The sequence below is a fragment of the Bacillus sp. FSL W8-0770 genome (assembly GCF_038008705.1).
Lineage (GTDB): Bacteria > Bacillota > Bacilli > Bacillales > Bacillaceae_G > Bacillus_A > Bacillus_A cereus.
The window spans coordinates 2,007,103-2,030,018 of the sequence record NZ_JBBOZR010000001.1; the positions used below are offsets into that span (position 1 = coordinate 2,007,103).

Sequence of the window (22,916 nt, forward strand, 5' to 3'; positions counted from 1 at the left end):
CTTATTCTGTGTCGTTTTTGAGAATAATAAGAAGAATGTTATTAAAATAAGGGGGAAAGTAATAAGTGGTAATATTTTACGTTAATAAAAAAGAAGCTTAGTAAAAGCTTCTTTTTTATTACTATTTTTCACATGCAATTCCATCGCCATCACGATCAAGATGAGAGCTATAACCTGGTTGCCCTTTATGTAAAGGAGCTTTCCCAGCTGCTCTAACTGCAGCACAATTTTTGTAGTATGCACTATCAGTATTACCATTAGCTGGTTGTGTTTGAGCTTGCTGTGCTTTTTGTTCTTCTTGTTGTTTGCGAGCTTGTTCATCAGCCAGACGTTTTTGTTCTTCTTGTTGTTTACGAGCTTGTTCATCAGCCAGACGTTTTTGCTCTTCTTGTTGTTTACGAGCTTGTTCATCAGCCAGACGTTTTTGTTCTTCTTGTTGTTTACGAGCTTGTTCATCAGCCAGACGTTTTTCATCCTCTTGCTTACGAGCTTGTTCTTCGGCTAGACGCTTCTCATCTTCTTGCTTTTGAGTTTTTTCGTCCGCCTCTTTCTTTTCTAGCTCTTTTTTCTGTTCGCTATCTTTTGGCTCTTCATTATTAGAGGCAACTTTTGTACTAGTTGCTGTCGTTTTTTCAGAAGAAGGAGCTGAAATACCTAATAACGCAACAAAAATGACAAATAATACAGCTGTAATAATAAATTGTTTTTTCGCTACACCTGTTTTCTTAATAACAGATAAGATTGCTAGAACAAGGAAGAATATAAATAGAATGAAACTTAAAGTAGAAAAAAACTCGACGACGGGGTGTTCCGATTTTGGTGTACCGGCCGTTATTAATATAATAGAAATCATAAAAAGAATAACGGTAGGACGTCCATATTGTTTTGATTTTCCATTTTTCTTAAAGAATGAAATGATACATAAGATTAAAAGAATAAAAGCAATAAAAAATAAAGCTGCACCAATATTACTTAAAATCGACATTTTCATACCTCCATTTGTAAGATTCTTCTTATTGATTATATAGGAATTTATTGGATATTACACGTTTTGTATAAATTTAGAAAATTAATATTTTTAATAGACTTATAAACATTTATTTTATATATAAGGAAAAATGGATATATTTCCTATTACTTTTTGAAAGAGATTTCATAAATTATAGTATATCGATTGAAAGGAGGAGATTTGAATGGAATTTCAATTGTTGGTAACTTGTATATTACAAGAAGGTAATGCTTACTTTTTAGTAACGAAGGTAGATGATGTTATTACGTTAAAAGTACCGATTACTGCGGGAGTAGCAGGTTTATTTTTAGCTTTAGGTGTACCAAGATGTTCTTAATTTAAATCTCTATAGTAGAAGGGGAAGGGACATGCCTTCCTTTTCTACTATTACATAATATAATTATGTAAACTTAAATATCATATTTGTGATAGCACGTTTGAAATGGACATGCATATACTATAATGTTTCATTGGATGTTAGCGGTGAAAGGTAGTTTTAATAAGTGCATCCAGTGATATTTTTAAGCTATGAAAATAAAAGAGGTGCTATTATATATGAAAAGAAAAACATTGGATATTCCAGTTACATTGCGAAGAGAGTGGTTTTTAATAGAGTTAGCTCATTTAACGAAAAAATATGGAATTGAAATTGCAACTAGTAAAATGGATGCTGCACCGTTTTTAAAAGATCAAGTTACGGAGTCAAAGATAGGGAAAGGGCTACAATACGATAAATATGATGATGAGTATATAATTGAAAATTAAAGAGTAACAACAAAATTAAATTAATTTATAACAAAATATAAAATAAAGCAGATTCTAAATATAGAATCTGCTTTATTATGAAATACTTGTAGTCAACTAGCCTCTTTCTAGTGTTTTTCCTACATATTTCTCTTGCGTTATTCCAAAAGAGTCACGAAGAATGCGAGCATAATCTTTAGATTCTATTGGTCGTTTATTTTTGGTGCCTTTAAAGGTTTCTGTATAATTTTTATTTGTTAATGATATGTGACCATAAGTAGTTAATTTACAAGTGATAGCTCCTTTATTAAAAGGAGATTCTTTATGCTCTACAATCACTTTTTGAATCTTATTCACTTTTTTCTCATCTATTGGATCTACAGTGAAAGCATAGCCTATTTTCCATTCGTTTGAAGGTTCAGACTGTAAGAAACTTGTAGATTCCCCGTTAGCTCCTTTTCTCATTTCTAAAATATGCGTACCTTTTCGAGTATTTCGCTTACGAATTCGATATTCTCCTGTTTGAGAGGAGATGACTTCTCCGTTAAAAGGGACTGGATGTAAAGGGAGATGAGATGCAAAACCTGCATCCACAACATAATCTTTATCCTCATGACTTAATATGATAATGACATGACCATCATCGGGTTTCCATTTATTATCGTAAAGGTCATAAACAGTACCGGCTACTTTGTATACTTGAAACCCACAATCAATTAAAAAATAATACAATAGGGAGTTTAATTCATAACAAAGTCCACCTCGTTTTTGAATAAGTAACTTTTCTATTAAGTTATCTTTTGAGATATTTTTAATAGTACCAGCCATAATATCAAGATTTTCATAGGGGAGAATCATTCCCATTTTCAAGAGAATTTCATCTAAATCATCAAATGTTATTTCTTTTGCAGGAATTTCTAAGCGTTTAAAAAACTCCTTTTGTAATTTGGTCATCATAAAGTATTCTCCTTTCTTTTTACAGAATTTTCTTCTGTTCACCGATAGGTTAGTACTTCTAAAAAGTTAATTCAAGTGTGCGGAAATTATCATAATATATGTTTCTGGAAATATGATTTTCTATTCGGAAATTTCAGTTTAATTTTTAATCGTAGGAAAGTCTTATAATACAAGCTCCTTTAAAATTAGTTTGTATTTAATGAAAAGAAAGTACATATCTTTATTATATTTTTAAATAACTAACTAGTAATAAAATGTTTTTTTACTAAAATTTTTTCAAGATTTGTATGCTTTATATAAACAATAATGATTTAAAAAATATCTGGGTGTAGCGAAGGTAACAATTATTGAGAAACTTTTTTGTCGTATTCTATCAAAAGGAAGAGGTAGAAACAAAGAGAATAACGAGAGTTAAGGAAGAGGGTATACAACTAGTAACCTTCTAAAAATAGGGCTAACATCTTTTAAAAATAAAAGATTAGCTATTATTAAGGAAGGGAAAATATAAAATATTATAAAGAACACCTTCTTTCAAAAAAATAGGGGGAGTAATATGCGACTGATGAGAAGATGTGTGGCCTTACTAATTGTATTTTTTATCATGGCTCCAACGATTAGCACAAATGTACAGGCAGAAGTTATAAAAGAGCTTGGAAAGGGGTTTCCTGATACAGAAGTATTCACACCTGGAGAATGGTTTTTAGGCCAAAAACCTGCTAATTATGATGAGAATAAACCGCCAATTCTCTTTGTACAAGGAAGAAATGGTAATGCTGATAGTTGGTATGGAAAGACAGTATATCATGATATAAATGATATGTATGATTATGCTTTAAAAGCAGGCTATCAAACAGTGTTTATACAATTGTATGATGCTGCAGGGAAAGGTTCGGCTAGTCAGTGGGATAACGGAAAGTTGTTAGCACAAAAACTTGAAGAAATATATAATCATTTCGGTAAAAAAGTTAATATTGTAGCGCATAGTAAAGGTGGTATTGATACACAAGCCGCATTAGTTGAATATGGTGCGAATCGATTTGTTGGAAATGTTATTACACTTGCTACACCGCATCACGGCTCAAATTTAGCAGATTTGTCATATAGTTGGTGGGCAGGGTGGCTTGCTTCTATATTAGGTCAAAAAGATGATGGTACGTATTCGTTACAAATAGGTGAAATGGCAAAGTTTCGTTCAATAATAGATAACAACCCAGCAGCTAAATTAAACCGTTACTATACGGCTACTGGAACTAGCTGGGGGCCAACATTTTCTGCATTATCTATGGGCGGGTTATATTTATCATCGTACGGTTCAAATGATGGACTAGTAAATGAATGGAGTGCGAAGCTATCGTACGGTACACATTTATTTACAGATTCCAGATTTGATCATGACAATATAAGAAAAGGATCAGCTGTTTTTGCACGAATTGAACCATATTTACGTACGACAAATGTGGGATTACCAGCTTTAGTAGCATCCAGCACTAGTTCAAATGGAGATCTAGAACAATTAAATACAACTTCAAATCAAAATATTTTAGGAGGCGAATTACCACAAAATCAGTGGATAGAGCAAACCGTTACAGTTGATAAAAAAGCGGAAGGAATCGTTTCTATACTAACTGCTTCTTCTGATGTAGAAGTACAAATGGTATCTCCAAAAGGAAAAATCTATGCAAATAAAGATAGCGCTATAACTACTGGTGAAGGCGAATCTTTTTTTAATGGGGCGACAATTAGAACGTTTAAGTTTGATAAATTAGAAGTAGGCGAATGGAAAATCAAAATGATGGCGAAGCAGTCGAAAGATGCATATTTAGTTGTAAGCGATTACAAGGATGACGCACCATTTGTTCTTCGAATGCCTACAAAAGTTAAAATAAATAAACCTGAGTATAAACTGAAAAAATCACCTGTAGCACCTGAAATGAAAGGGGATCTTTCCATAACAGTAAGAGTCGTTAATAAAGAAGGTAAGTTAGTCTCTGAATTTAATGAATTACAAAATGTTAATACGAATACATTTACAGGTGCTTTGAAAGATATAAAACAACCGGGAGTATACAACGTTACGATGGATATAAAAGGGATGAATAAAGAAGGAAAACCATATAATCGTACGATTGTTAAGTCGGTTTATGTAGAGAAATAAGGAAGAATAAATAAGTATAATAAAAAGTGCAGAAATCTTGTGTTAGAAAGAATTCTGCACTTTTTTATGTGGGGAGAGATAATAAAAGTTGAAAAAACTGTTATTCAATAAAAAAAGATGCTGAAATAGCATCTGAATGTGAAGAAATAATTTTAACTTAGTTTTGTAACTGTTAATTCAACTGAATTTATACCATTGTCACAAGTTACAATACTTTGACGATTAAAACCACTATTATTTCTAAGTTGAAGAGTTGAATTAGCAGGCACTGTAACAATTGTTTCGCCAACGAGTTGAAGACATTCGTTATTTGATGAAGTATTCATTTGAATAGCGAAGTCACCTTGACTATTAGCAAGTGGATTGTTATTTAAAAATATAGTTATGACTGGGATATGTGGAAATACAGGATTTAAAGTAGTATTAATACTGGAAATGAACGAAACTCTATAATCACCAGCTTGTCTAAAGTGTATAGTAGTAGGATTTAGTAAGGAAACACCTCCTGCTAAAGGTCCAACGTGATTAAATGGAAAAGGATCGCCAAAAGGAACAGTTATAAATTCAGTTTGCCAAAAAGTTCCGTATGCAGGACAGCTTCGTTTATGTGAATGGTCACATGAACATTTTTTATTTGAACTGGAAGAAGATTTGCATGAGCATTTTTTATACGAGTTTGAAGAATGATAGTATGAACCCAATATATTACCTCCTATTCTTAATAAATTTAAATCACATAGTAGTTTATGAAGATGAATCACAATTGGCGTGTATGCTTGTACTATAAAAGGAGATAGATTTGGAATATAAAGTGGTCAAATGATGAAGTGTAGTATTTGGGTATTACCTGTAACACCTTTTGAAGATGACAAGGTTTATAATTTGATAGAAAAATAAATGGAATTTCTAAATAGATTGAAGTAATGAGGAAACGTTTATCCCGCTATTTTCCGAGCAGTAAGACTCCCACCTCAAAATTCAGCGAAAGCAAAGAAGTTAGGTGGGGGATGAATTAAACCCCACTCATTAAAATTTCACTTTACTATATTTATTTAGTCTGACAAAACAGAAATATTACCTTTAGCTGTATGGATGTTATCATTTGGTGAAGTTATAATATTTATCTATATTTACATTAGGTTATTCAGTTTATTTTTTATTTGCGTAGCTGAGCAGGAAAAAGTCAGAAAATATAGAATAATGTACATATGAAGCATCGTTTGTTTTTGGTGTGAATAGTAATTAAAGATACGCTAAAATATTTAAAATTGTAACGAAAGAGAGATTAAATAATAGAGGGAGCAACTTACATGGAAAATATATTAAAGGTATCTTCAAAATCAAGCCCAAATTCAGTCGCAGGTGCAATAGCAGGAGTACTAAGAACAAGTGGTAATGTGGAAATTCAAGCGATTGGGGCTGGAGCTATAAATCAAGCGATTAAAGCAATTGCGATTGCAAGAGGGTTCGTCGCTCCAAGTGGTATTGACTTAGCTTTTGTTCCAGCGTTTCAAGAGATTTCTATCAATAATGAAGAAAGAACAGCGATTAAATTAATTGTAGGCCCTAGAAAGAAAAGGTCTTAGTAGAAGAGAGCGTTACTATAAGGGCAAAAGGCCAATAGACTTCCCAGGTTAGATACGCTATTTTATGTAACCGATCCTTGGGTGTGGACACGGCATTATACCGGACTCATGTCTGTTAATTTCTCCTTAAATTTAGCGCGTGTTCTAGATACTTAAAAATGCCAAATCCTTTGTGATATAAGGGATTTGGCATTTTTGATGTTTTTAAAAATAAACAACCTTAAAACTGCTCATTTAGAAGATTTAGTTTTAGTAGCGGCCATTGAACGTTTTTACGATAGTTTACCTGATAAATAGAAGAGTTTACCAATGAAAAGTAACTGGGGGATTCAAAAAATGAATCAAACTATTTTAGAGAAAGTCCTAAAATTTCGGGACGATAGGAACTGGAAGCAGTTCCACAATCCTAAAGATTTAGCTATTTCTCTTTCTTTAGAGGCGAGTGAGTTGTTGGGAAATTTTCAGTGGAAAAGCAGTGAGGAAGCTGTAGAAACAAAAAAAGAAGACATGAAAGATGAGTTGGCAGATCAATTGGATATTGATTTAGAAGAGATTATTATAAACAAAATAGAAAAAATAATAAAAAATATCCAGTAGAGAAATCTCGAGACTCTAAAAAGAAATATAATGAAATTTAAAAAAGATGGAATTAAATATAAAATGTACCCTATAGAATAGACACTTGAAAAAAGTCTATTCTATAGGGTATTTCTTGTATAATAAAAGGAAAATTGAGATCGGAGAATGTTGAAAATGACAAAAAACTATTTACAGAAAGAGAAATTCAAATTCTATCAAATAACCTATACGTAAAATCTGTAAGTCAGAAAGGTATCACTTATACAGAGGAATTTAAGCATATTTTTATTGAGGAAAATGAAAAAGGAAAGCTACCTCGAAATATTTTTGAAGATTGTGGTTTTGATATAGATATGATTGGAATGAAACGAGTTATGTCATCGGAAAGTAGATGGCGTGCTGCTTATAGAAAAAATGGTGTATTGGGTTTAAGGGATACACGTATCGAAAACGCTGGCAGAACTCTTGAGAGAGAGCTTACGTTAGAAGAAAAGTATGCCCGTTTAGAAGCTGAACGAAACTTACTAAAGGCGGAAAACGAATTGCTAAAAAAAATCAAACTTATGGAAGGGAGGATGAGAAGGAAATAACACTACCACCTAGTCAGAAATTCATCTTGATTCGTTCTGTCATCATGAAATACAACTTAAGGAATATGGTCAGTCATTTGTGTAAAGTAGCTGGTGTATCCCGTTCGGGATACTATAATTACTTTTCAGTTTCATCTCAAGAACAACGGAAACAAAAGAGTGATCGAGATGAAATCTTGAAGGAAACCATATTAAAAGCACTTCGATTTAGAAATAGAAACAAGGGGGCTCGTCAGATAAAGATGACATTGGCGGGTCAGTTTCAAGTTGTCTACAATTTAAAGTGTATCCGTAGAATTATGAAGAAATACGAGATTATCTGTCCGGTTCGCAAAGCGAATCCTTATAAAAGAATGCTTAAAGCTACAAAAGAACATCGAATAGTACCGAATCAATTAAATCGGGAATTTAAACAAAATACCCTAGGGAAAACACTTCTTACAGATATCACCTATTTAGTTTACGGTAAGAATCAAAGGGCCTATTTATCTACAATTTTAGACGGCTCAACTAATGAAATTTTAGCTTACCATGTTTCAGAACAGATGACATTAGAGCTCGTAACCACAACTCTCCATAAACTAAAAAGGAATCCGCGGATTCGATTGACTGAAGGTGCTTATATTCATTCAGATCAAGGATCCCACTACACAAGCCCTACCTATCAAAAGCTAGTTAAAAAGCTAAACCTTGGACAATCCATGTCAAGAAGAGGAAACTGTTGGGATAACGCCCCACAAGAATCATTTTTTGGTCATCTGAAAGATGAAGCTCATATAAAACCTTGCGTGTCCTTTAATGAATTGAAACAAGAGATTAAGAAATATATGACGTATTATAATCATTATAGATATCAATGGGATTTAAAAAAGATGACTCCTGTTGGATACAGAAATCATCTTCTTGATGTTGCCTAACTTTTTTCAAAGTGTCCTTTACAAAGGGTACAGATTATATGAGTAGACCTTTTTTATAAGTTTCAAGAAAATAACGTACTAATAACTATTTAGAATAATTTTCAAACCCCTTGCTAATAACTACAAGTCCTATTATGAAAGAAAGTGTTCTTATTATTAATTCAGCAACTAGCAAATCACCCATAGTCTTTGAAACATCATATAATTCACCAGTAATAATAATTGGTGCCATGATTATTAGTATTCCTATTAGAATTTGAATGAACAGAATATATTTAGGTTGCAGAGAGATCACCTCCATTAAATTAGCATGTATAATGAACTTAACATGTAATTAAGAAGTAATCGATCATTTAAAAATTTATCAACTTTAAAAATATACATATCCTTCTTTATAAGTATATTTATAGTGACTCGTCGCATAAGATGCACTAAAACCTACACTTCCTGTCTTCCCTACAGTAATGGATACATTGCCATTAAAAGTAGTTGTGCCATTATTATGAAAATCACCATTAACAATATAGAAAATTCTGTTAGGATCCTCTAAATTCGCTTGAACTGTACCACTGAACGTTTTAGAAAGACCATTTGCATCTCTATTCATATTGATATGTTTTATTTCCTTAATACCCCTGAAGCTTCCACCCCATTCATTTGTTTCACAATAAAACCTTAATGAAGGGCTATAGAAAGGTGTTACTGAAAAATTGGTTGTTAGTGTTCTGTACGTAGCGGCAAGTGTTGCAGCAGATGATTGTCCACGAGCTTTCCCCTGAGCCATGAGTTGCTGAGAAATTTCTTCTCTAGGTTTATTGGTATCTGCAGCAATTTGATTAACAAGTTCCCCAAACGTTAGTACCTCACCTATTTGTACATTCGATTGATCTGTTAAATCTAATACATTACCTTTTTTTATAGTAGAATCAACTGTGTTATTCTCAGCTGCGCTTGCAATTGTTCCTCCTCCGAACATAGCAAGAGATAATCCTGCAACACTTAAAACTTTACTAATCTTTTTCATTTTTCATACCTCCTAAAATATTAATTAAGACAATATCATGCTAATTTACCTTTATTTGTTAGCATAATTCAGATATTAACCCCGAAATAATGGGAAATAAATACTTTTAAACCAAATAATTACCAAAACTTTTCGACAAATAAGGTTCACGCTATACCATTACTAGCATTACAATTAGTTTTATATAGATAATTCTTTCTTTACAATCTAACGATTTACCGATGTTTTTACGTCAATTGATAAAAAATAAAATTAAATATTCTGAATATTATTTATAAAATTGTTTTTTGCAACTTATTACAATTAAACTTTGTTATGATTGTTTTTATATAAACTAAATAAAGGAGATTGTGATACGATAATTCTGAATAATGAAAAAGTTACTAGACTATTAAATGAATGGTATAAGGTTATTCTATCTAAACAAATAACAAAGGCGACAAGAATGAAAGAAGAAGTTGATGAAAAGATTAGTGTCTTAATGGTCGAACAAAATCGAGATTTACAAGATCAAAATCTCTTATTGTACTATTCCTTATTAGATTATAGTTATAAAGTGTTAATAAATAAATCATATGTAACTCGTAGTGATTTTGATGCAGTTGAAAAACTTACAACAAAAACTATTGATGAGTATTTAAGATACTACTACCATTTCTATAAAGCTGTGCATAACACTATGATTGCTAACTATATGGAAGCGATGGAGCAATTTGAAGAAGCTGAACGACTTTTAGAGTATATTCCTAATGACATTGAAAAAGCTGAATTTAATTATAAACTTGGTGAACTATATTACCACCTTCAACAACCTTTATTAACAATTAAGCATGTTATGAAAGCAAAAGACATATACAAAAAACATGAAGATTATGTAATAAATCAAATTGAATGCGATACAATCCTAGGATTGGCAAGTGTCACTTTAAGTCAGTTTGAACAAGGAGAAGAGCTTTTTGTTAAGTGCTTGGATATGGCTAAAAAACATAACTGTACTCGACTAATTACCTTAATTCAATACAACTTAGGTTTTCTTTATGCAAAACAAGGTATATCCGCAACTGCAATTCGACATTTAATGGATGTGTATAAATCTGAAAAACCATATCATAAAACTGTATTCTTACTGGCTCGAGAACATTTCAAAGTAAATGAAATTGAAAAAGCACAAGAATTTTTGACTCAAGGCTTTGAATTAGCTGATGTTGAATATACACATCATTTACGAATACTTCGAGCACAATACGATGAAAATTATAAGCAGAATCTAGAAACAACGATTGCAGATGGACTAGATTACTTTGAATCCCAAAAACTTTATGGATTTATGGAAGAGTACTCTGGAATTTTAGCGAAAAAACTTTATCAAGAAGGTAATCATGAGAAGGCTAGCCAATACTTTAATATATCTTATGATGCTAAAGAATTACTTCAGAAGGGAAGTGCGTTAAAATGAAAAAAGTACTAATAGGATTTTTTAGTTTTGCTGCTGTTTTAACTATTGGAAGTTTTACAGAATCTTTTACATCACAAGCTGATCATGGTAGACCACCTGCACCACAAAGACCAGATTATATTTCTAATGTGGCCGATTTTGATCACGGTAGACCACCTGCGCCGGCATACGAATACGGCGATACTTATATTGATCATGGTGAGCATATCTAAAACAAAAAGAGGACGTGATATATACGTCCTCTTTTTGTTTTATTTTAATTACGACCGAATTATATTTGAAATAATATAAAGGATAATGTTCTAGTATATCAATTCCATCAATAATAATGTCTGCGTGTGGCTTGCTATCAAGAAACTGTCCAAGTGTCAACAGGAAAAAGTGTTAGTTTCTCATATAAATCTCATAATTGAGAATTGGTTTAAATAACCGGTGCAACAACAGCGAAATGCGATTCGTATATTTGCACACATTTTGCACACATTTTGTTCACGTACTATATAAAAAAGTATGAAAATCTATAAAAATAATTATTTCAATAAAATTTGTTTTAGATATTAAAAAGTGCCAAAACCCTTGTGGTATAAGGGGTTTGGCACTTTTGTGTTTTTTATATTTTATCAAATAAACAATTCTAAAACTGTTCATTCTTCTCCCAAGATTCAACGATATAATGTGCGATCGTCGGATTGAAGCCTTTACCAACTAAAAACATAATCGCAGCAACTTCTGTTAATGCGTGTTCATGTGATGTATGTTTTGCTTCATTTAAACCGTAATCTACCCATGGTTTTACGAAATCTAGTACGGGTTTCTTGAAAGGTAAAAACTGTGTACCGACAACTTGTTGAATTTGTTGTTGTGTTGGTTCAGTAATTGGTCCAGGTGGTAAGATTTGTGGTTGTGTAATGTCTAGTGTTGGTCCAGGTGGTAAGATTTGTGGTTGAGTTGGATCTATTGTTGGTGGTTTAGGTGGTGAGACACGTGCGTCGTAGTTTGGTTGATACATTTGTTGTTGGTATTGCGGTTGTTGTGGTTGAGTTGTGTATGGGTTTTGTGGTGCTGCATATGGATTCTGTTGATATTGTTGTTCTTGGTTTTGTGGTATTACATATGGATTTTGAGGATATCGCTGTTCTTGATTTTGTGGTGCTGCATATGGATTTTGAGGATATTCATAATTTGGACGTGTGTCATATGGATTTTCGTCATATTGTGGCTCTTGCTGCTGTAACTCTTGTTCTTCGTATTGTTCTGTGTATCTCTGTTCTTGTTGTTGAGGATACAATGGTTGCCTTGGATAAGGCGGTTGATTATTATAGAACATGTTTATTCCTCCTTCATGATGATGCCTACCACCTAGTGTATGGGCGGACAAGAAAATATGTGATGAAAAAATGCGGGCGTGTTACAATAAGTAACTGGGTGAAGATAAAATGACAAAACAAGAAAAAATTCAAAAAACAATTACTTTTGTAAAACATATTTTAGAAAAAGATGCGAGTGGGCATGATTGGTATCATATTGAACGTGTACATAAAATGGCGATTTCTTTATCTGAGCAAGAAGGTGGAAATCGTTTTATAATTGAAATGGCAGCATTACTTCACGATGTGGCAGATGAAAAGCTAAATGAAAGTGAAGAAGCAGGAATGAAAAAAGTTTCTGATTGGTTAGAAGAGCTACGTGTTGAAGAAGAGGAAAGTAAACATATTCTTCATATCATCGCCAATATGTCTTATAAAGGTGGCCATGGCGGCACAGTAGAGTCACTTGAAGGGAAAATTGTTCAAGATGCGGATCGTTTAGATGCTCTTGGCGCAATAGGAATTGCTCGTACATTTGCATATGGCGGGACGAAAGGGAGATTAATGTATGATCCAACTATTCCGCCGCGTGAAGAAATGACGAAAGAAGAGTATAGAAAAAATAATGATCCATCTTTAAATCATTTTTATGAAAAACTTTTGAAATTAAAAGATTTAATGAATACGAATGCAGCAAAACAAGAGGCTGAAATTCGTCATCTTTATATGGAACAGTTTATTGAACAATTTATGAAAGAGTGGAATGCACAAATATGAAAATGTTAACTGTGGAGAACTTATCAAAATCATATGGAGAAAAGCCGTTATTTGATGGATTATCATGTAGTATTACAGAAGGACAACGTGTCGGAATTATCGGTGTAAACGGAACTGGTAAATCGACATTATTAAAAATTATTGCGGGATTAGAAACTCCTGATACAGGTGATATGACGCATTCACGTGGGTATACAATTAGTTATTTATCACAGCAACCAGAGTTTGATGAAAAACTGACAGTATTAGAGCAAGTGTTCCATGGTGATACACCTTTAATTCGTCTTCTTCGTGATTATGAAAAAGCACTATTAAATATTGAAAAAGATCCAAGTAATGAAAAAGTACAGGAACAATTATTTGCAGTGCAGCAACGTATGGATGCAATGAGTGCATGGGAAGCAAATGCAAGTGCGAAATCTCTTTTAACGAAATTAGGAATTACAGATTTCACTGCAATTGTTGGGAATTTATCTGGTGGACAGAAAAAACGTATCGCAATGGCACAATGTTTTATTGAAACACCTGATTTATTAATTTTAGACGAGCCTACGAACCATCTTGACCATGAGACAGTTGAATGGTTAGAAGAATATTTAGCAAGATATACAGGTGCGGTATTACTTGTAACCCATGATCGTTATTTCTTAGATCGTGTGACGAACCGTATTTTTGAATTAGATAATGGTAAATTATATAGCTACGAAGGAAACTATAGTACATTTTTAGAAGCGAAAGCACTTCGTGAAGAGCAAGAATTGGCACAAGAATCGAAACGCCAAAATTTATATCGTCGTGAACTTGCTTGGATTCGTCGTGGTGCAAAAGCCCGTTCTACGAAACAAAAGGCGCGTATTCAGCGTTTTGATGAGCTAAAGGAACTAGAAGGACCAGCTGCAAAACAGTCAGTTGATATTGCACTAAGCGGAAGTCGTCTAGGAAAGAAAGTACTTGAGTTAAAAGATGTAACGAAAAAATTTGGCGATAAGACGGTATTACATAATTTTAATCATATTGTGAAACCGGGTGATCGTATCGGAATTATTGGGGCGAATGGAAGCGGGAAATCTTCCCTATTAAATATGCTTGCAGGTAAGTTATCTCCTGATAGTGGTGAAGTGGAAGTAGGACAAACTGTAAAAGTTGCTTATTATACGCAAGAAAATGAAGAGATGAATTTAAATCAGCGTATGATTGAATACATTAAAGAGATTGCAGAAGTTATTCATACGACAGATGGAAAAGTAATTGGTGCATCTCAAATGTTAGAACGTTTCTTATTCCCGACGCATTCACATGGTACACCACTTGGTAAACTATCTGGTGGTGAAAGAAGACGTTTATATTTATTACGTATTTTAATGGGAGAACCAAACGTACTTTTACTTGATGAACCTACGAATGATCTAGATACACAAACATTAACAGTACTAGAAGATTATTTAGAGGATTTCCCAGGTGTCGTTTTAACTGTATCGCATGACCGTTACTTCTTAGATAAAGTAGTAGATGAACTGTTCATCTTTACTGGCGGAGGCGAAGTGCGTGAGTTTCTAGGTAGTTATACAGATTATTTAGAAATGGAAAAAACGAGAGAACTTATGGAGAAAGCGGAAGTTCAAAAAGAGAAAAAAGTAGTAGAAGAAGCTCCAAAACAACAACGTAAACGTAAACTTTCATACAATGAGCAGCGTGAATGGGAAACGATTGAAGATACAATTGCCGAACTTGAAGAAAAAATTGAGTCAATTGGAGAAGAACTTGCGAAAGTTGGATCTGACTTCACAAAGGCACAAGAATTATCTGAAGCACAGCAGAAAACAGAAGAAGAGCTAGAAAAAAAGATGGAAAGATGGAGTGAACTATCAGACATCGTTGAAGGATTAAAATAAAAACAAGCTGCATATATTGAAAAGTAAAGAGAAAAACTTTACACTATTGGTAGAACCTATTTTAGGAGGGAAAAAATGAGAACATCTAATCCAATGTTGAAAAAAGAGGCATTCCGTAAAGAGGGAGCAAGCGCTTCTGCGATGACGATTGGCGGAACAGTAGGCAAAACGTTTATTATGCTTATCTTGCTACTTGCAACGTCTGTCTATTCATACATACAGATGATGCAGGGGACGATGAAGATGCCAGTATTAATTGGTGCTTTAATCGTTGCGGCAATCATCGCATTCGCGTCTATGTTCTTCCCGCGTATTTCACCTTTTGGTGCACCAATCTATGCAGCGGTAGAAGGGGTTGTGTTAGGAAGTATTTCAGCAGTTTATACAATGAAATTTGGCGATTCTATCGTTTTAAATGCTGTATTACTAACAATCTCAATTCTATTTGCAATGTTAGTGTTATATGCAACACGCGTAGTAAAAGTAACGGATAAATTCCGTACAGGCGTTATGGCAGCAACACTTGGAATTATGGTTATGTATTTAGTCGTATTCCTACTAAATATGTTTGGTGTAACTGTTCCATACATTCACCAAGGTGGTACAATCGGTATTATTATTAGTGCAGTTGTTATTGTAGTTGCTGCATTAAACTTATTACTAGATTTCGATTTAATCGAAAATGGTGTACGTAGTCAAGCTCCGAAATATATGGAGTGGTACACTGCGATGGGACTAATGCTTACATTAGTATGGTTATACTTAGAAATTCTTCGTTTCGTTTCTTACTTTACGAAAAATGACTAATAAAAAATCCTGCATGAGAAATGCAGGATTTTTTTATTTTTAAAGATAAATTGATTTTATGGTATAATATGGATATTGGTAACTTGAGTTAAGGGGGGATGGAATATGATGAAAGAGAAGAAAGGGATTATGAAAAAGCTATTTTCTAAAAGTTTTTTCATAGAACTAGATGATGCTTTAACGTATCCATCATCAAAAGTCATTACTTCAGCAATAGAGAGATATGCGGCTGAATGCAATGAAAGACTAAAATTTGAGAGTAAAGTTAAACAGATTACTTTCTACTTAGAAAATGTAATGTACCGTGCTGAAATAAAGATGGCTCGCGGAGGATATTACATATCTTGTACTGAAGTGTAATAAATTTTGAAACTATACATGTTTGAACTATGTATGGTTTCTTTTTTTGTTTTGTAAGGTCCAAAATAATACTTTCTACTTACGGATATATCATTTTGTGCTTTTTACCATTCAAACATTTCTCCTTACAATGAAGAAAAACATGTGAAGTGGTATAACTTATGATGAATCGAGTTGTATTAATCGGTAGATTGACAAAGGAGCCAGAATTATACTACACAAAACAAGGCGTCGCTTATGCACGAATATGTGTTGCGGTAAATAGAGGATTTCGAAATAGTTTAGGTGAACAACAAGTCGATTTTATTAATTGTGTCGTTTGGCGCAAATCGGCTGAGAATGTAGCTGAATATTGTAAGAAGGGGTCGCTCGTTGGGATTACAGGGCGTATTCAGACTAGTAATTACGATGATGAACAAGGCAAGAGAATATATAGAACTGAAGTTGTGATTGAGAGTATTACCTTTTTGGAGAGAAGGCGGGAGGGGGCATCGTAATAAAAGGTGATTTTAAGTAATAGCTTCGGAAAAAATTGTGGAAAGTATTTTAATAAACTTAAAGAGGGGATACCGCCAGCTTTTTTGAAAAAACAAGTAAAGAGTATACAAAATTTTAGAACGTTTTTTGGCTAATCCAGTAACAAACGAGAATCGTAAAACCCATCACAGGATAGGAATGTATAAAAAGATGAATCGAGTGATAGAAAATAAAAAAAGGGATTCCTTCTGAGCGTAAGGAATCCTCCTTTTTGTTGCTACCGATAATAGGACGTTATGTTAATTAGAAATGTATACGATATTCATAAAATCCGAACTGTTTAATTTGTTAAAAAAAAACTATAGTTGAAATTCTTTCTTTATAATTTCAGCTACTTCTGTAGCATTTAAATTCGTATTATTGATCCTTATATAATTTTTCTCTGTAATTTCCCCTTCTCTTGAATTTAATCTAAAATTTTCAAATGTGCTTAATAAATTTTGTTCAGATTGTTCAATCTTTCTTTTCGTTGGCTTATGTTCAAGTCGATGAGGTGTTTTATTTCGTTGAAGTCTTTCTTCTACATCAGCTTCTAATTCAACAAAATAAATATCAACCCCTTGGGAACGAAAAATATTACATATACTTTCAACATCATCCCAATCTTTCTTTTCATTAAACGCCCATACGTATGTAAAAATCATTCCATAATGTTCACTCTTTGAAAATGATTGAAATATTTCCTTTCGGAAAAGATGGGTTAATCGCCACATTTCCGAAGAGAATCCATACAATGGCTCCAATAAATCAATTGTCATATGGTTATGAAATAATTTTAAATCAGTCATCTTTGCTAGTTCTTGTCCAACTGTCATTTTCCCAACTGCTTGTGGCCCAAATATCAAAACAAACTTTTTCATCGAATTCCCTCCAAAAAATAATAAGACATTAATTATAAAATAAGAGATTCTGTAAATGTATCACAATTAAAATATTTTGTAGAATCTATATACTTTTCTGCCTTTTGTATTTATAAAAATAGTTGTCTTCCAATAACGAAAATTATGTAAATAAGCTATCCATATGGATAGCTTATTATATTTTTTTGTTTAGCGTGTTTTTTTCAAAAATACTGGCGGTACCTCAAGAAATGGATAAAAAATAAAAATCATCGGAAACGAAAGTTTTTAAAATCCCGTTCCTAATTTAAAATGTAAAAAGAATGAAATAGTATGGTAGGGGGAAGAAAGTAGTAAAATTAAGCATCCGAGTAGGAGTATAGAGTGATAACATGTTACAATACAGCTAAGAACATGCAATAAAGGAGAGTTTTTTACGTGAAGATTAAAGCAATTGAACCGACGCCAAGTCCAAATACAATGAAAGTTATTTTGAATGAAGTATTACCATCAGGAGCGCGTAATAATTATACAAATGAAAATAAAGAACAAGCACCAATGCAAGTGCAAGAAATTTTGAAAATTGAAGGCATTAAAGGTGTATATCATGTAGCCGACTTTTTAGCAGTGGAGCGAAATGCGAAGTATGACTGGAAAGTTGTATTACAACAAGTTCGTGCTGTTTTCGGCGAAGAAGTATTGGAAGAAAGTGAAGAACAACAACTTGCTCATTTTGGAGAAGTGAAAGTGTTTGTTCAAATGTTCTTTACAATTCCAATGCAAGTAAAGTTAACAGATGGAACGACGGAAGAACGTGTTGGTTTACCAGATCGTTTTAAAGAATCAATTATGAAAGTGCAAATGTCTGCACCAAACGTTGTAAAAGAGCGTAAATGGGTAGAACAAAGTACACGTTACGGTAATTTTGAAGAAATTGGGAAAGAAGTAGTGGAAGAGATTGTTGCTGCTTATTCAGAAGAACGTGTAAATGAAACGGTTAAAGAATTATTAAATCAAGCAGGTGCTGTTGAAGTAACGATTCAAAAGCGTGAGCCATATAAAGTAACAGAAGAGATGATGAAAGATTCTGACTGGAAAAACCGTTTTGCAGCATTAGAACAAATGGATCCTACTGAAGAAGATATTCCAGTGTTGAAGATGGCGTTAGATGATGAAAAAGTTTCAATACGCCGCTTAGCAACAGCGTATTTAGGTATGGTAAAAGGTGATGAAGTATTACCGTTATTATATAAAGCGTTGTTAGATCGCTCTGTAAGTGTTCGCCGTACTGCAGGAGATTGTTTATCAGATGTAGGTGATCCGGCAGCGATGTTCGTTATGATTAAATCTCTGAAAGATCCAAGTAAATTAGTACGCTGGCGTGCAGCGATGTTCTTATTTGAACTTGGAGATGAAAGTGCGATTCCAGCATTAAAAGCAGCGCAAGATGATCCAGAGTTTGAAGTAGCGATGCAAGCACGTCTAGCATTAGAGCGTATTGAAGGCGGAGAAGAAGCAAAAGGTTCTGTATGGAAACAAATGACGGAGTCACGTAAAGGGGAATAATGTATGATTGTTTTCTATGATAGTTGGTGTCCGATGTGTACGGCCGTTGCAGAACGTACAAAAAAATTAGATAAAAAGGGTAAGATGAAATTTGTTTCATTTCGAAATGAAGATGTAGTTGAGAAGTATGAGCTTTCTCAAGAACTACAAAGTAAGATGGAACAAAGACTGTATATTTTTAAAAATAATAAGTGGTATGACGGTATTCAGAGCATAGATGTATTAGCAAAGGCCGTTCCATCTTATTGGTTTGCAGTTCCTTTTATAAAGCTATCTATCGTACTTGGTTTTGGAAGTAAAGTATACGATTATATCGCTAACAATAGAAAACTTGTTCCAGTGGGACATTGCCGCGGTGGGGTTTGTGAAATCCCTACAAAAAAATGAAATCATCGTTATCTTTCTTTTGCACCTATTAATAGAGCGTGATATGATGAATTTGGAATGAAAGTTGAAGGAGAGATTACAAGATGTCAAATGCTTATGAAGAATACATGCGCCAAATGGTAATCCCAATGCGCCAAGAGTTAGTGCGTTCTGGGTTTGAAGAGTTAACTACAGAAGAAGCTGTAACAGAATTTATGGAAAATACATCAGGTACAACTTTAGTAGTTGTAAACTCTGTTTGTGGTTGTGCAGCTGGTTTAGCACGTCCATCAGCAGGTCAAGCGGTTGTTCGTGCTGAAAAACAACCTGATCATCTTGTAACTGTATTCGCAGGTCAAGATAAAGATGCTACTGCAAAAATGCGTGAATACTTCGGAGAAATTCCTCCATCTTCACCATCTATGGCATTATTAAAAGGAAAAGAAGTTGTTCACTTCATTCACCGTCATGAAATTGAAGGTGCAACTATGGACGAAATTATTACGAACTTAGAACAAGCTTTCGAAAAGAATTGCTAAAGAAGGGGGAGAGTAAATCTCCCTCTTTTCTTTATATAGAGGTGAAACAATGATCGTAACAACAGCAGGAAGAACGAACAAAGAAATGACAGATTATGCAAACGAGGTAGCAGCAGAATTAAATGCTTCTTTCGTTAAACGTAATGACATACCAGTACATAAGCTACATGAGCAGTATGAACAAGATGTGCTTGTCGTAGGGAAGAACCGATTAGCTATTTATCCGAAAGGTACGGAAGAATCGTTTTTCTTTCATCCGAACTCAGCGATGTTTCGTGTGAAAAGGTTAATGCGTGGAGAACACGATCCGTTTGTACAAGCCACGCAATTAGAGAGAGGAATGACAGTGTTAGATTGTACGCTCGGGATGGCATCAGATAGTATTGTAGCTAGTTATGTTGTTGGTGAAAGCGGAAAAGTAACAGGACTTGAAGGCAATGAGTATATGGCTTATATTATGGAAAATGGTTTGAAAACATGGTCTTCATCCGTTTCTGAAATTGATGAAGCAATGCAAAGAATTCAAGTAAAGAAAACGGAGCATTTTTCATTTTTAGCGCAATGTGAAGACAATAGTTACGATGTCGTTTACCTTGATCCGATGTTTGAAGAAACTGTCATAGAATCCGACGGAATTAAAGGATTAAAACACTTCGCTTTGTATCATGATATTACTGATGAAACAATTGCGGAGGCAAAACGAGTGGCGAGAAAACGTGTCGTTTTAAAAGATCATTTTCGTAGTTCTAGATTTGAAAAACACAATTTTTATGTATACAAAAGAAAAAGTGCTAAGTTTCACTTTGGTGTAATTCACCCTTGCTAATTGTTTGAAAAGATGTATAATAAGCAATAATTAATTAAATATACTGTCTGTGATGAAGAGAGTAGTCTTTTTTAGAAGGAAAGCGAGCTAGGGATGGTGTGAGCCTAGTACGGAAGAAAAAGATGAAGCGCACTTCGGAGATGCTTCTTGAACGAATAGTAGAGAAAGCCGAGGCCCCCTGTCCTCGTTATAAACGGGAAAGTGGTTCGTAACGAACAACAAGGGTGGTACCACGGGTTAAAACTCGTCTCTTTTTTAGAGACGAGTTTTTTGTGTTTTAAAAAATAAGGAGGTTGTATCATGGATTATAAAATGCAGTTTGTGGAAAGTTTATCTAATATTTTCACGAATGAATTAACGCAAAAACAAATTTTAGATTTAATTGAAACACCGAAACAAGATGAATTTGGAGATGCAGCGTTCCCATGCTTTTCATTAGCGAAGCAATATAAAAAAGCACCAGCTCTTATCGCAAAGGAAGTTGCTGAGAAATTAAATAATCCGTTTTTTACGAAAGTAGAAGCCGTTGGTCCTTATGTAAATGTATTTTTCAATCGTGAAACTGTAAGTGATGCAGTATTAAAAACAGTTTTAGCGGAGAAAGAAGAGTTCGGTCAAAACCACTTTGGCTGTGAAAAAACAGTAGTAATTGATTATTCCTCTCCTAATATCGCGAAACCTTTTTCGATGGGACATTTACGTTCTACAATGATAGGAAATTCGCTGAAACATATCGCTGAAAAATGTGGCTATGAAGTTGTAGGGATTAATTATATAGGAGATTGGGGAACACAGTTTGGAAAGTTAATTACGGCTTATAAAAAATGGGGAAATGAAGCAGTAGTTAAAGAAGATCCAATACGTGAGCTATTTAAGTTATATGTCCAATTCCATGAAGAGGTAAAAGACGACGAAGAACTAGAAGAAGAAGGACGTGCTTGGTTTAAGAAATTAGAAGAAGGTGATGAAGAAGCGGTAGAGCTTTGGAATTGGTTCCGTCATGAGTCCCTTAAAGAATTTTCTCGCATTTATGAACTTCTCGGCGTAGAATTTACTAATTTTCAGGGAGAAGCATTTTATAATAATTTAATGGAAGATTTTATTGGGATTTTAGAAGAACATGAGTTGCTTGAAGAATCAGAAGGTGCATTAGTCGTTAATTTAGAAGAAGAAGGAATGCCGCCTTGTTTAATTAGAAAATCAGATGGTGCGACGATTTATGCAACGCGTGACTTAACGGCAGCTTTATATCGTCAAAACACTTATGGGTTTGATAAAGCGCTATATGTTGTTGGTCCAGAACAAAGCTTACATTTCAATCAATTTTTCACCGTATTAAAAAAACTTGGCTATACTTGGGTTGATGGTATGGAACACGTACCATTTGGCTTCATTTTAAAAGATGGTAAGAAAATGTCGACACGTAAAGGAAGAGTTATTTTACTTGAAGAAGTACTCGAAGAAGCAATCGAACTTGCAAAACAAAATATTGAAGAGAAAAATCCAAACTTAAAACAGAAAGAAGTAGTAGCAAAGCAAGTCGGTGTTGGTGCAATCATCTTCCACGATTTAAAAAATGAGCGTTTGCACAATATTGAATTCTCATTAGAAAATATGCTGAAATTTGAAGGAGAAACAGGACCTTACGTACAGTACACACATGCACGTGCTTGTTCTATTTTAAGAAAAGAAAGTGTAGAATTTGAAACATGTACATTTGCTTTAAAAGACGATCATAGCTGGAGTGTCGTAAAATTACTTAATAAATTTCCTAAAGTAATTGAAGCGGCTTTCAATAAAAATGAGCCATCTATTATTTCGAAATATATATTAGATGTAGCACAATCATTCAATAAATATTACGGTAATGTTCGTATATTAGAAGAGAGCAAAGAAAAAGAAAGCAGACTCGCATTGGTTTATGCTGTGACGGTTGTATTAAAAGAAGGATTACGTTTACTTGGGGTGGGGGCACCTGAGGAGATGTAACATAGTAGTAAACTGACAAACTGGGTCTAGTATAAACCTGGTTTGTTTTTTTATTGGATATATATTTTTTTTGCAAAATCAATTAAAATCTTTT

25 protein-coding genes and 1 other annotated feature are annotated in these 22,916 nt (G+C 33.7%); of the genes, 18 read left to right on the top strand and 7 right to left on the bottom strand.

All coding sequences use genetic code 11. The features are described 5' to 3' along the window. Positions 1–121: 121 nt before the first annotated feature. Complete coding sequence (locus NST27_RS10425; RefSeq protein WP_098378969.1) at positions 122–985, bottom strand: excalibur calcium-binding domain-containing protein; 864 nt, start codon at positions 983–985, stop codon at positions 122–124. 208 nt (positions 986–1,193) lie between these two features. Between NST27_RS10425 and exsG the strand changes: the two genes are divergently transcribed. Continuing rightward, positions 1,194–1,346: an exosporium protein ExsG gene (gene exsG / locus NST27_RS10430; protein ID WP_000395679.1), complete on the top strand. Its 153-nt coding sequence runs from the start codon at positions 1,194–1,196 to the stop codon at positions 1,344–1,346. A gap of 218 nt (positions 1,347–1,564) precedes the next feature. After that, positions 1,565–1,774, top strand: a complete 210-nt coding sequence (locus NST27_RS10435; protein ID WP_000824205.1) for a hypothetical protein — start codon at positions 1,565–1,567, stop codon at positions 1,772–1,774. 96 nt (positions 1,775–1,870) lie between these two features. On the opposite strand, the gene NST27_RS10440 is transcribed toward NST27_RS10435, so the two are convergent. After that, positions 1,871–2,710, bottom strand: coding sequence for an arylamine N-acetyltransferase family protein (locus NST27_RS10440; protein WP_000988427.1), 840 nt, complete (start codon positions 2,708–2,710; stop codon positions 1,871–1,873). A 553-nt stretch (positions 2,711–3,263) separates the two neighbouring features. On the opposite strand from NST27_RS10440, the gene NST27_RS10445 reads away from it, so the two are divergent. Further along, a complete protein-coding gene (locus tag NST27_RS10445) occupies positions 3,264–4,865 on the top strand; it encodes an esterase/lipase family protein (protein WP_001238691.1) in 1,602 nt (533 codons plus the stop codon). Between the two features lie 152 nt (positions 4,866–5,017). Here NST27_RS10445 and NST27_RS10450 read toward each other — a convergent pair whose 3' ends face one another. Then, positions 5,018–5,566 (bottom strand): hypothetical protein, encoded by a 549-nt coding sequence (locus tag NST27_RS10450; RefSeq protein WP_000536153.1) that lies wholly within the window; start codon positions 5,564–5,566, stop codon positions 5,018–5,020. 609 nt (positions 5,567–6,175) lie between these two features. Between NST27_RS10450 and NST27_RS10455 the strand changes: the two genes are divergently transcribed. The 3 genes from NST27_RS10455 to NST27_RS10465 all read left to right on the top strand — a co-directional run bounded on the left by NST27_RS10455 (position 6,176) and on the right by NST27_RS10465 (position 8,537). Beyond that, positions 6,176–6,451, top strand: coding sequence for a stage V sporulation protein S (locus NST27_RS10455; RefSeq protein ID WP_000427801.1), 276 nt, complete (start codon positions 6,176–6,178; stop codon positions 6,449–6,451). Between the two features lie 309 nt (positions 6,452–6,760). Further along, on the top strand, positions 6,761–7,048 hold the full coding sequence (locus NST27_RS10460; RefSeq protein ID WP_002023995.1) for a hypothetical protein: 288 nt from the start codon (positions 6,761–6,763) through the stop codon (positions 7,046–7,048). 134 nt (positions 7,049–7,182) lie between these two features. Further along, positions 7,183–8,537 (top strand): IS3 family transposase gene (locus NST27_RS10465; RefSeq protein ID WP_423249691.1). Its coding sequence is split into 2 segments (ribosomal slippage): positions 7,183–7,587 and positions 7,590–8,537, totalling 1,353 coding nucleotides; the frame shifts between segments, so codons are not numbered across the junction. A gap of 85 nt (positions 8,538–8,622) precedes the next feature. Here NST27_RS10465 and NST27_RS10470 read toward each other — a convergent pair. Further along, positions 8,623–8,838: a hypothetical protein gene (locus NST27_RS10470; protein WP_033665752.1), complete on the bottom strand. Its 216-nt coding sequence runs from the start codon at positions 8,836–8,838 to the stop codon at positions 8,623–8,625. A gap of 69 nt (positions 8,839–8,907) precedes the next feature. Beyond that, on the bottom strand, positions 8,908–9,561 hold the full coding sequence (locus tag NST27_RS10475) for a hypothetical protein (protein ID WP_000724008.1): 654 nt from the start codon (positions 9,559–9,561) through the stop codon (positions 8,908–8,910). A gap of 319 nt (positions 9,562–9,880) precedes the next feature. Here NST27_RS10475 and NST27_RS10480 point away from each other — a divergent pair, with 319 nt between their 5' ends. Both NST27_RS10480 and NST27_RS10485 read left to right on the top strand, forming a co-directional pair. Continuing rightward, the gene (locus tag NST27_RS10480; protein ID WP_033689713.1) at positions 9,881–11,017 is read left to right on the top strand and encodes a response regulator aspartate phosphatase; all 1,137 of its coding nucleotides are present in this window, start codon (positions 9,881–9,883) and stop codon (positions 11,015–11,017) included. Then, a complete protein-coding gene (locus NST27_RS10485) occupies positions 11,014–11,229 on the top strand; it encodes a hypothetical protein (RefSeq protein WP_000756629.1) in 216 nt (71 codons plus the stop codon). The genes NST27_RS10480 and NST27_RS10485 overlap by 4 nt, the downstream gene beginning before the upstream one ends. Before the next feature lie 422 nt (positions 11,230–11,651). Here the strand turns inward: NST27_RS10485 and NST27_RS10490 are convergent, their stop codons facing one another. Further along, entirely contained in the window at positions 11,652–12,344 is a 693-nt protein-coding gene (locus tag NST27_RS10490) for a hypothetical protein (protein WP_000499724.1), read from the bottom strand. A gap of 109 nt (positions 12,345–12,453) precedes the next feature. Between NST27_RS10490 and NST27_RS10495 the strand changes: the two genes are divergently transcribed. From NST27_RS10495 to NST27_RS10515, 5 genes are all read left to right on the top strand, one after another. Then, positions 12,454–13,101: an HD domain-containing protein gene (locus tag NST27_RS10495; RefSeq protein ID WP_000165967.1), complete on the top strand. Its 648-nt coding sequence runs from the start codon at positions 12,454–12,456 to the stop codon at positions 13,099–13,101. Next, positions 13,098–14,993, top strand: a complete 1,896-nt coding sequence (locus NST27_RS10500) for an ABC-F family ATP-binding cassette domain-containing protein (RefSeq protein ID WP_000783177.1) — start codon at positions 13,098–13,100, stop codon at positions 14,991–14,993. Before NST27_RS10495 ends, NST27_RS10500 begins: the two co-directional genes overlap by 4 nt. A gap of 75 nt (positions 14,994–15,068) precedes the next feature. Next, the gene (locus NST27_RS10505) at positions 15,069–15,800 is read left to right on the top strand and encodes a Bax inhibitor-1/YccA family protein (RefSeq protein WP_001260655.1); all 732 of its coding nucleotides are present in this window, start codon (positions 15,069–15,071) and stop codon (positions 15,798–15,800) included. Between the two features lie 105 nt (positions 15,801–15,905). Next, positions 15,906–16,160 (top strand): DUF4318 domain-containing protein, encoded by a 255-nt coding sequence (locus NST27_RS10510; protein ID WP_000975131.1) that lies wholly within the window; start codon positions 15,906–15,908, stop codon positions 16,158–16,160. Positions 16,161–16,321: 161 nt separating this feature from the next. After that, positions 16,322–16,657, top strand: a complete 336-nt coding sequence (locus NST27_RS10515; protein WP_000982014.1) for a single-stranded DNA-binding protein — start codon at positions 16,322–16,324, stop codon at positions 16,655–16,657. A 339-nt stretch (positions 16,658–16,996) separates the two neighbouring features. On the opposite strand, the gene NST27_RS10520 is transcribed toward NST27_RS10515, so the two are convergent. After that, on the bottom strand, positions 16,997–17,557 hold the full coding sequence (locus NST27_RS10520; protein WP_000714950.1) for an AAA family ATPase: 561 nt from the start codon (positions 17,555–17,557) through the stop codon (positions 16,997–16,999). A gap of 417 nt (positions 17,558–17,974) precedes the next feature. Between NST27_RS10520 and NST27_RS10525 the strand changes: the two genes are divergently transcribed. The 5 genes from NST27_RS10525 to argS all read left to right on the top strand — a co-directional run bounded on the left by NST27_RS10525 (position 17,975) and on the right by argS (position 22,822). Continuing rightward, positions 17,975–19,102 (top strand): conserved virulence factor C family protein, encoded by a 1,128-nt coding sequence (locus NST27_RS10525; RefSeq protein WP_047386040.1) that lies wholly within the window; start codon positions 17,975–17,977, stop codon positions 19,100–19,102. Between the two features lie 3 nt (positions 19,103–19,105). Then, complete coding sequence (locus tag NST27_RS10530; protein WP_000634884.1) at positions 19,106–19,489, top strand: thiol-disulfide oxidoreductase DCC family protein; 384 nt, start codon at positions 19,106–19,108, stop codon at positions 19,487–19,489. Positions 19,490–19,572: 83 nt separating this feature from the next. Continuing rightward, the gene (locus tag NST27_RS10535; protein WP_000063706.1) at positions 19,573–20,007 is read left to right on the top strand and encodes a BrxA/BrxB family bacilliredoxin; all 435 of its coding nucleotides are present in this window, start codon (positions 19,573–19,575) and stop codon (positions 20,005–20,007) included. A gap of 49 nt (positions 20,008–20,056) precedes the next feature. Further along, positions 20,057–20,833 carry a class I SAM-dependent methyltransferase gene (locus NST27_RS10540; RefSeq protein WP_047386042.1) on the top strand — a complete coding sequence of 259 codons (777 nt, stop codon included), beginning with the start codon at positions 20,057–20,059 and terminating at the stop codon, positions 20,831–20,833. 40 nt (positions 20,834–20,873) lie between these two features. Next, positions 20,874–21,088 (top strand) — a binding site (T-box leader). 45 nt (positions 21,089–21,133) lie between these two features. Then, positions 21,134–22,822, top strand: coding sequence for an arginine--tRNA ligase (gene argS / locus NST27_RS10545; protein WP_047386044.1), 1,689 nt, complete (start codon positions 21,134–21,136; stop codon positions 22,820–22,822). The last annotated feature ends 94 nt before the right edge of the window (positions 22,823–22,916 follow it).

Excerpts from the sequence above, each read along its gene's own strand:
- NST27_RS10535 (WP_000063706.1), top strand. The coding sequence starts at position 19,573 with ATGTCAAATGCTTATGAAGAATACATGCGCCAAATGGTAATCCCAATG.
- NST27_RS10510 (WP_000975131.1), top strand. The coding sequence starts at position 15,906 with ATGATGAAAGAGAAGAAAGGGATTATGAAAAAGCTATTTTCTAAAAGT.
- NST27_RS10470 (WP_033665752.1), bottom strand. The coding sequence starts at position 8,838 with ATGGAGGTGATCTCTCTGCAACCTAAATATATTCTGTTCATTCAAATT.
- NST27_RS10515 (WP_000982014.1), top strand. The coding sequence starts at position 16,322 with ATGATGAATCGAGTTGTATTAATCGGTAGATTGACAAAGGAGCCAGAA.
- NST27_RS10425 (WP_098378969.1), bottom strand. The coding sequence starts at position 985 with ATGTCGATTTTAAGTAATATTGGTGCAGCTTTATTTTTTATTGCTTTT.
- NST27_RS10460 (WP_002023995.1), top strand. The coding sequence starts at position 6,761 with ATGAAAAGTAACTGGGGGATTCAAAAAATGAATCAAACTATTTTAGAG.
- NST27_RS10440 (WP_000988427.1), bottom strand. The coding sequence starts at position 2,710 with ATGATGACCAAATTACAAAAGGAGTTTTTTAAACGCTTAGAAATTCCT.
- argS (WP_047386044.1), top strand. The coding sequence starts at position 21,134 with ATGGATTATAAAATGCAGTTTGTGGAAAGTTTATCTAATATTTTCACG.
- NST27_RS10445 (WP_001238691.1), top strand. The coding sequence starts at position 3,264 with ATGCGACTGATGAGAAGATGTGTGGCCTTACTAATTGTATTTTTTATC.
- NST27_RS10530 (WP_000634884.1), top strand. The coding sequence starts at position 19,106 with ATGATTGTTTTCTATGATAGTTGGTGTCCGATGTGTACGGCCGTTGCA.
- NST27_RS10500 (WP_000783177.1), top strand. The coding sequence starts at position 13,098 with ATGAAAATGTTAACTGTGGAGAACTTATCAAAATCATATGGAGAAAAG.
- NST27_RS10495 (WP_000165967.1), top strand. The coding sequence starts at position 12,454 with ATGACAAAACAAGAAAAAATTCAAAAAACAATTACTTTTGTAAAACAT.
- NST27_RS10485 (WP_000756629.1), top strand. The coding sequence starts at position 11,014 with ATGAAAAAAGTACTAATAGGATTTTTTAGTTTTGCTGCTGTTTTAACT.
- NST27_RS10490 (WP_000499724.1), bottom strand. The coding sequence starts at position 12,344 with ATGTTCTATAATAATCAACCGCCTTATCCAAGGCAACCATTGTATCCT.
- NST27_RS10455 (WP_000427801.1), top strand. The coding sequence starts at position 6,176 with ATGGAAAATATATTAAAGGTATCTTCAAAATCAAGCCCAAATTCAGTC.
- NST27_RS10435 (WP_000824205.1), top strand. The coding sequence starts at position 1,565 with ATGAAAAGAAAAACATTGGATATTCCAGTTACATTGCGAAGAGAGTGG.
- NST27_RS10475 (WP_000724008.1), bottom strand. The coding sequence starts at position 9,561 with ATGAAAAAGATTAGTAAAGTTTTAAGTGTTGCAGGATTATCTCTTGCT.
- NST27_RS10505 (WP_001260655.1), top strand. The coding sequence starts at position 15,069 with ATGAGAACATCTAATCCAATGTTGAAAAAAGAGGCATTCCGTAAAGAG.
- NST27_RS10520 (WP_000714950.1), bottom strand. The coding sequence starts at position 17,557 with ATGAAAAAGTTTGTTTTGATATTTGGGCCACAAGCAGTTGGGAAAATG.
- NST27_RS10540 (WP_047386042.1), top strand. The coding sequence starts at position 20,057 with ATGATCGTAACAACAGCAGGAAGAACGAACAAAGAAATGACAGATTAT.
- exsG (WP_000395679.1), top strand. The coding sequence starts at position 1,194 with ATGGAATTTCAATTGTTGGTAACTTGTATATTACAAGAAGGTAATGCT.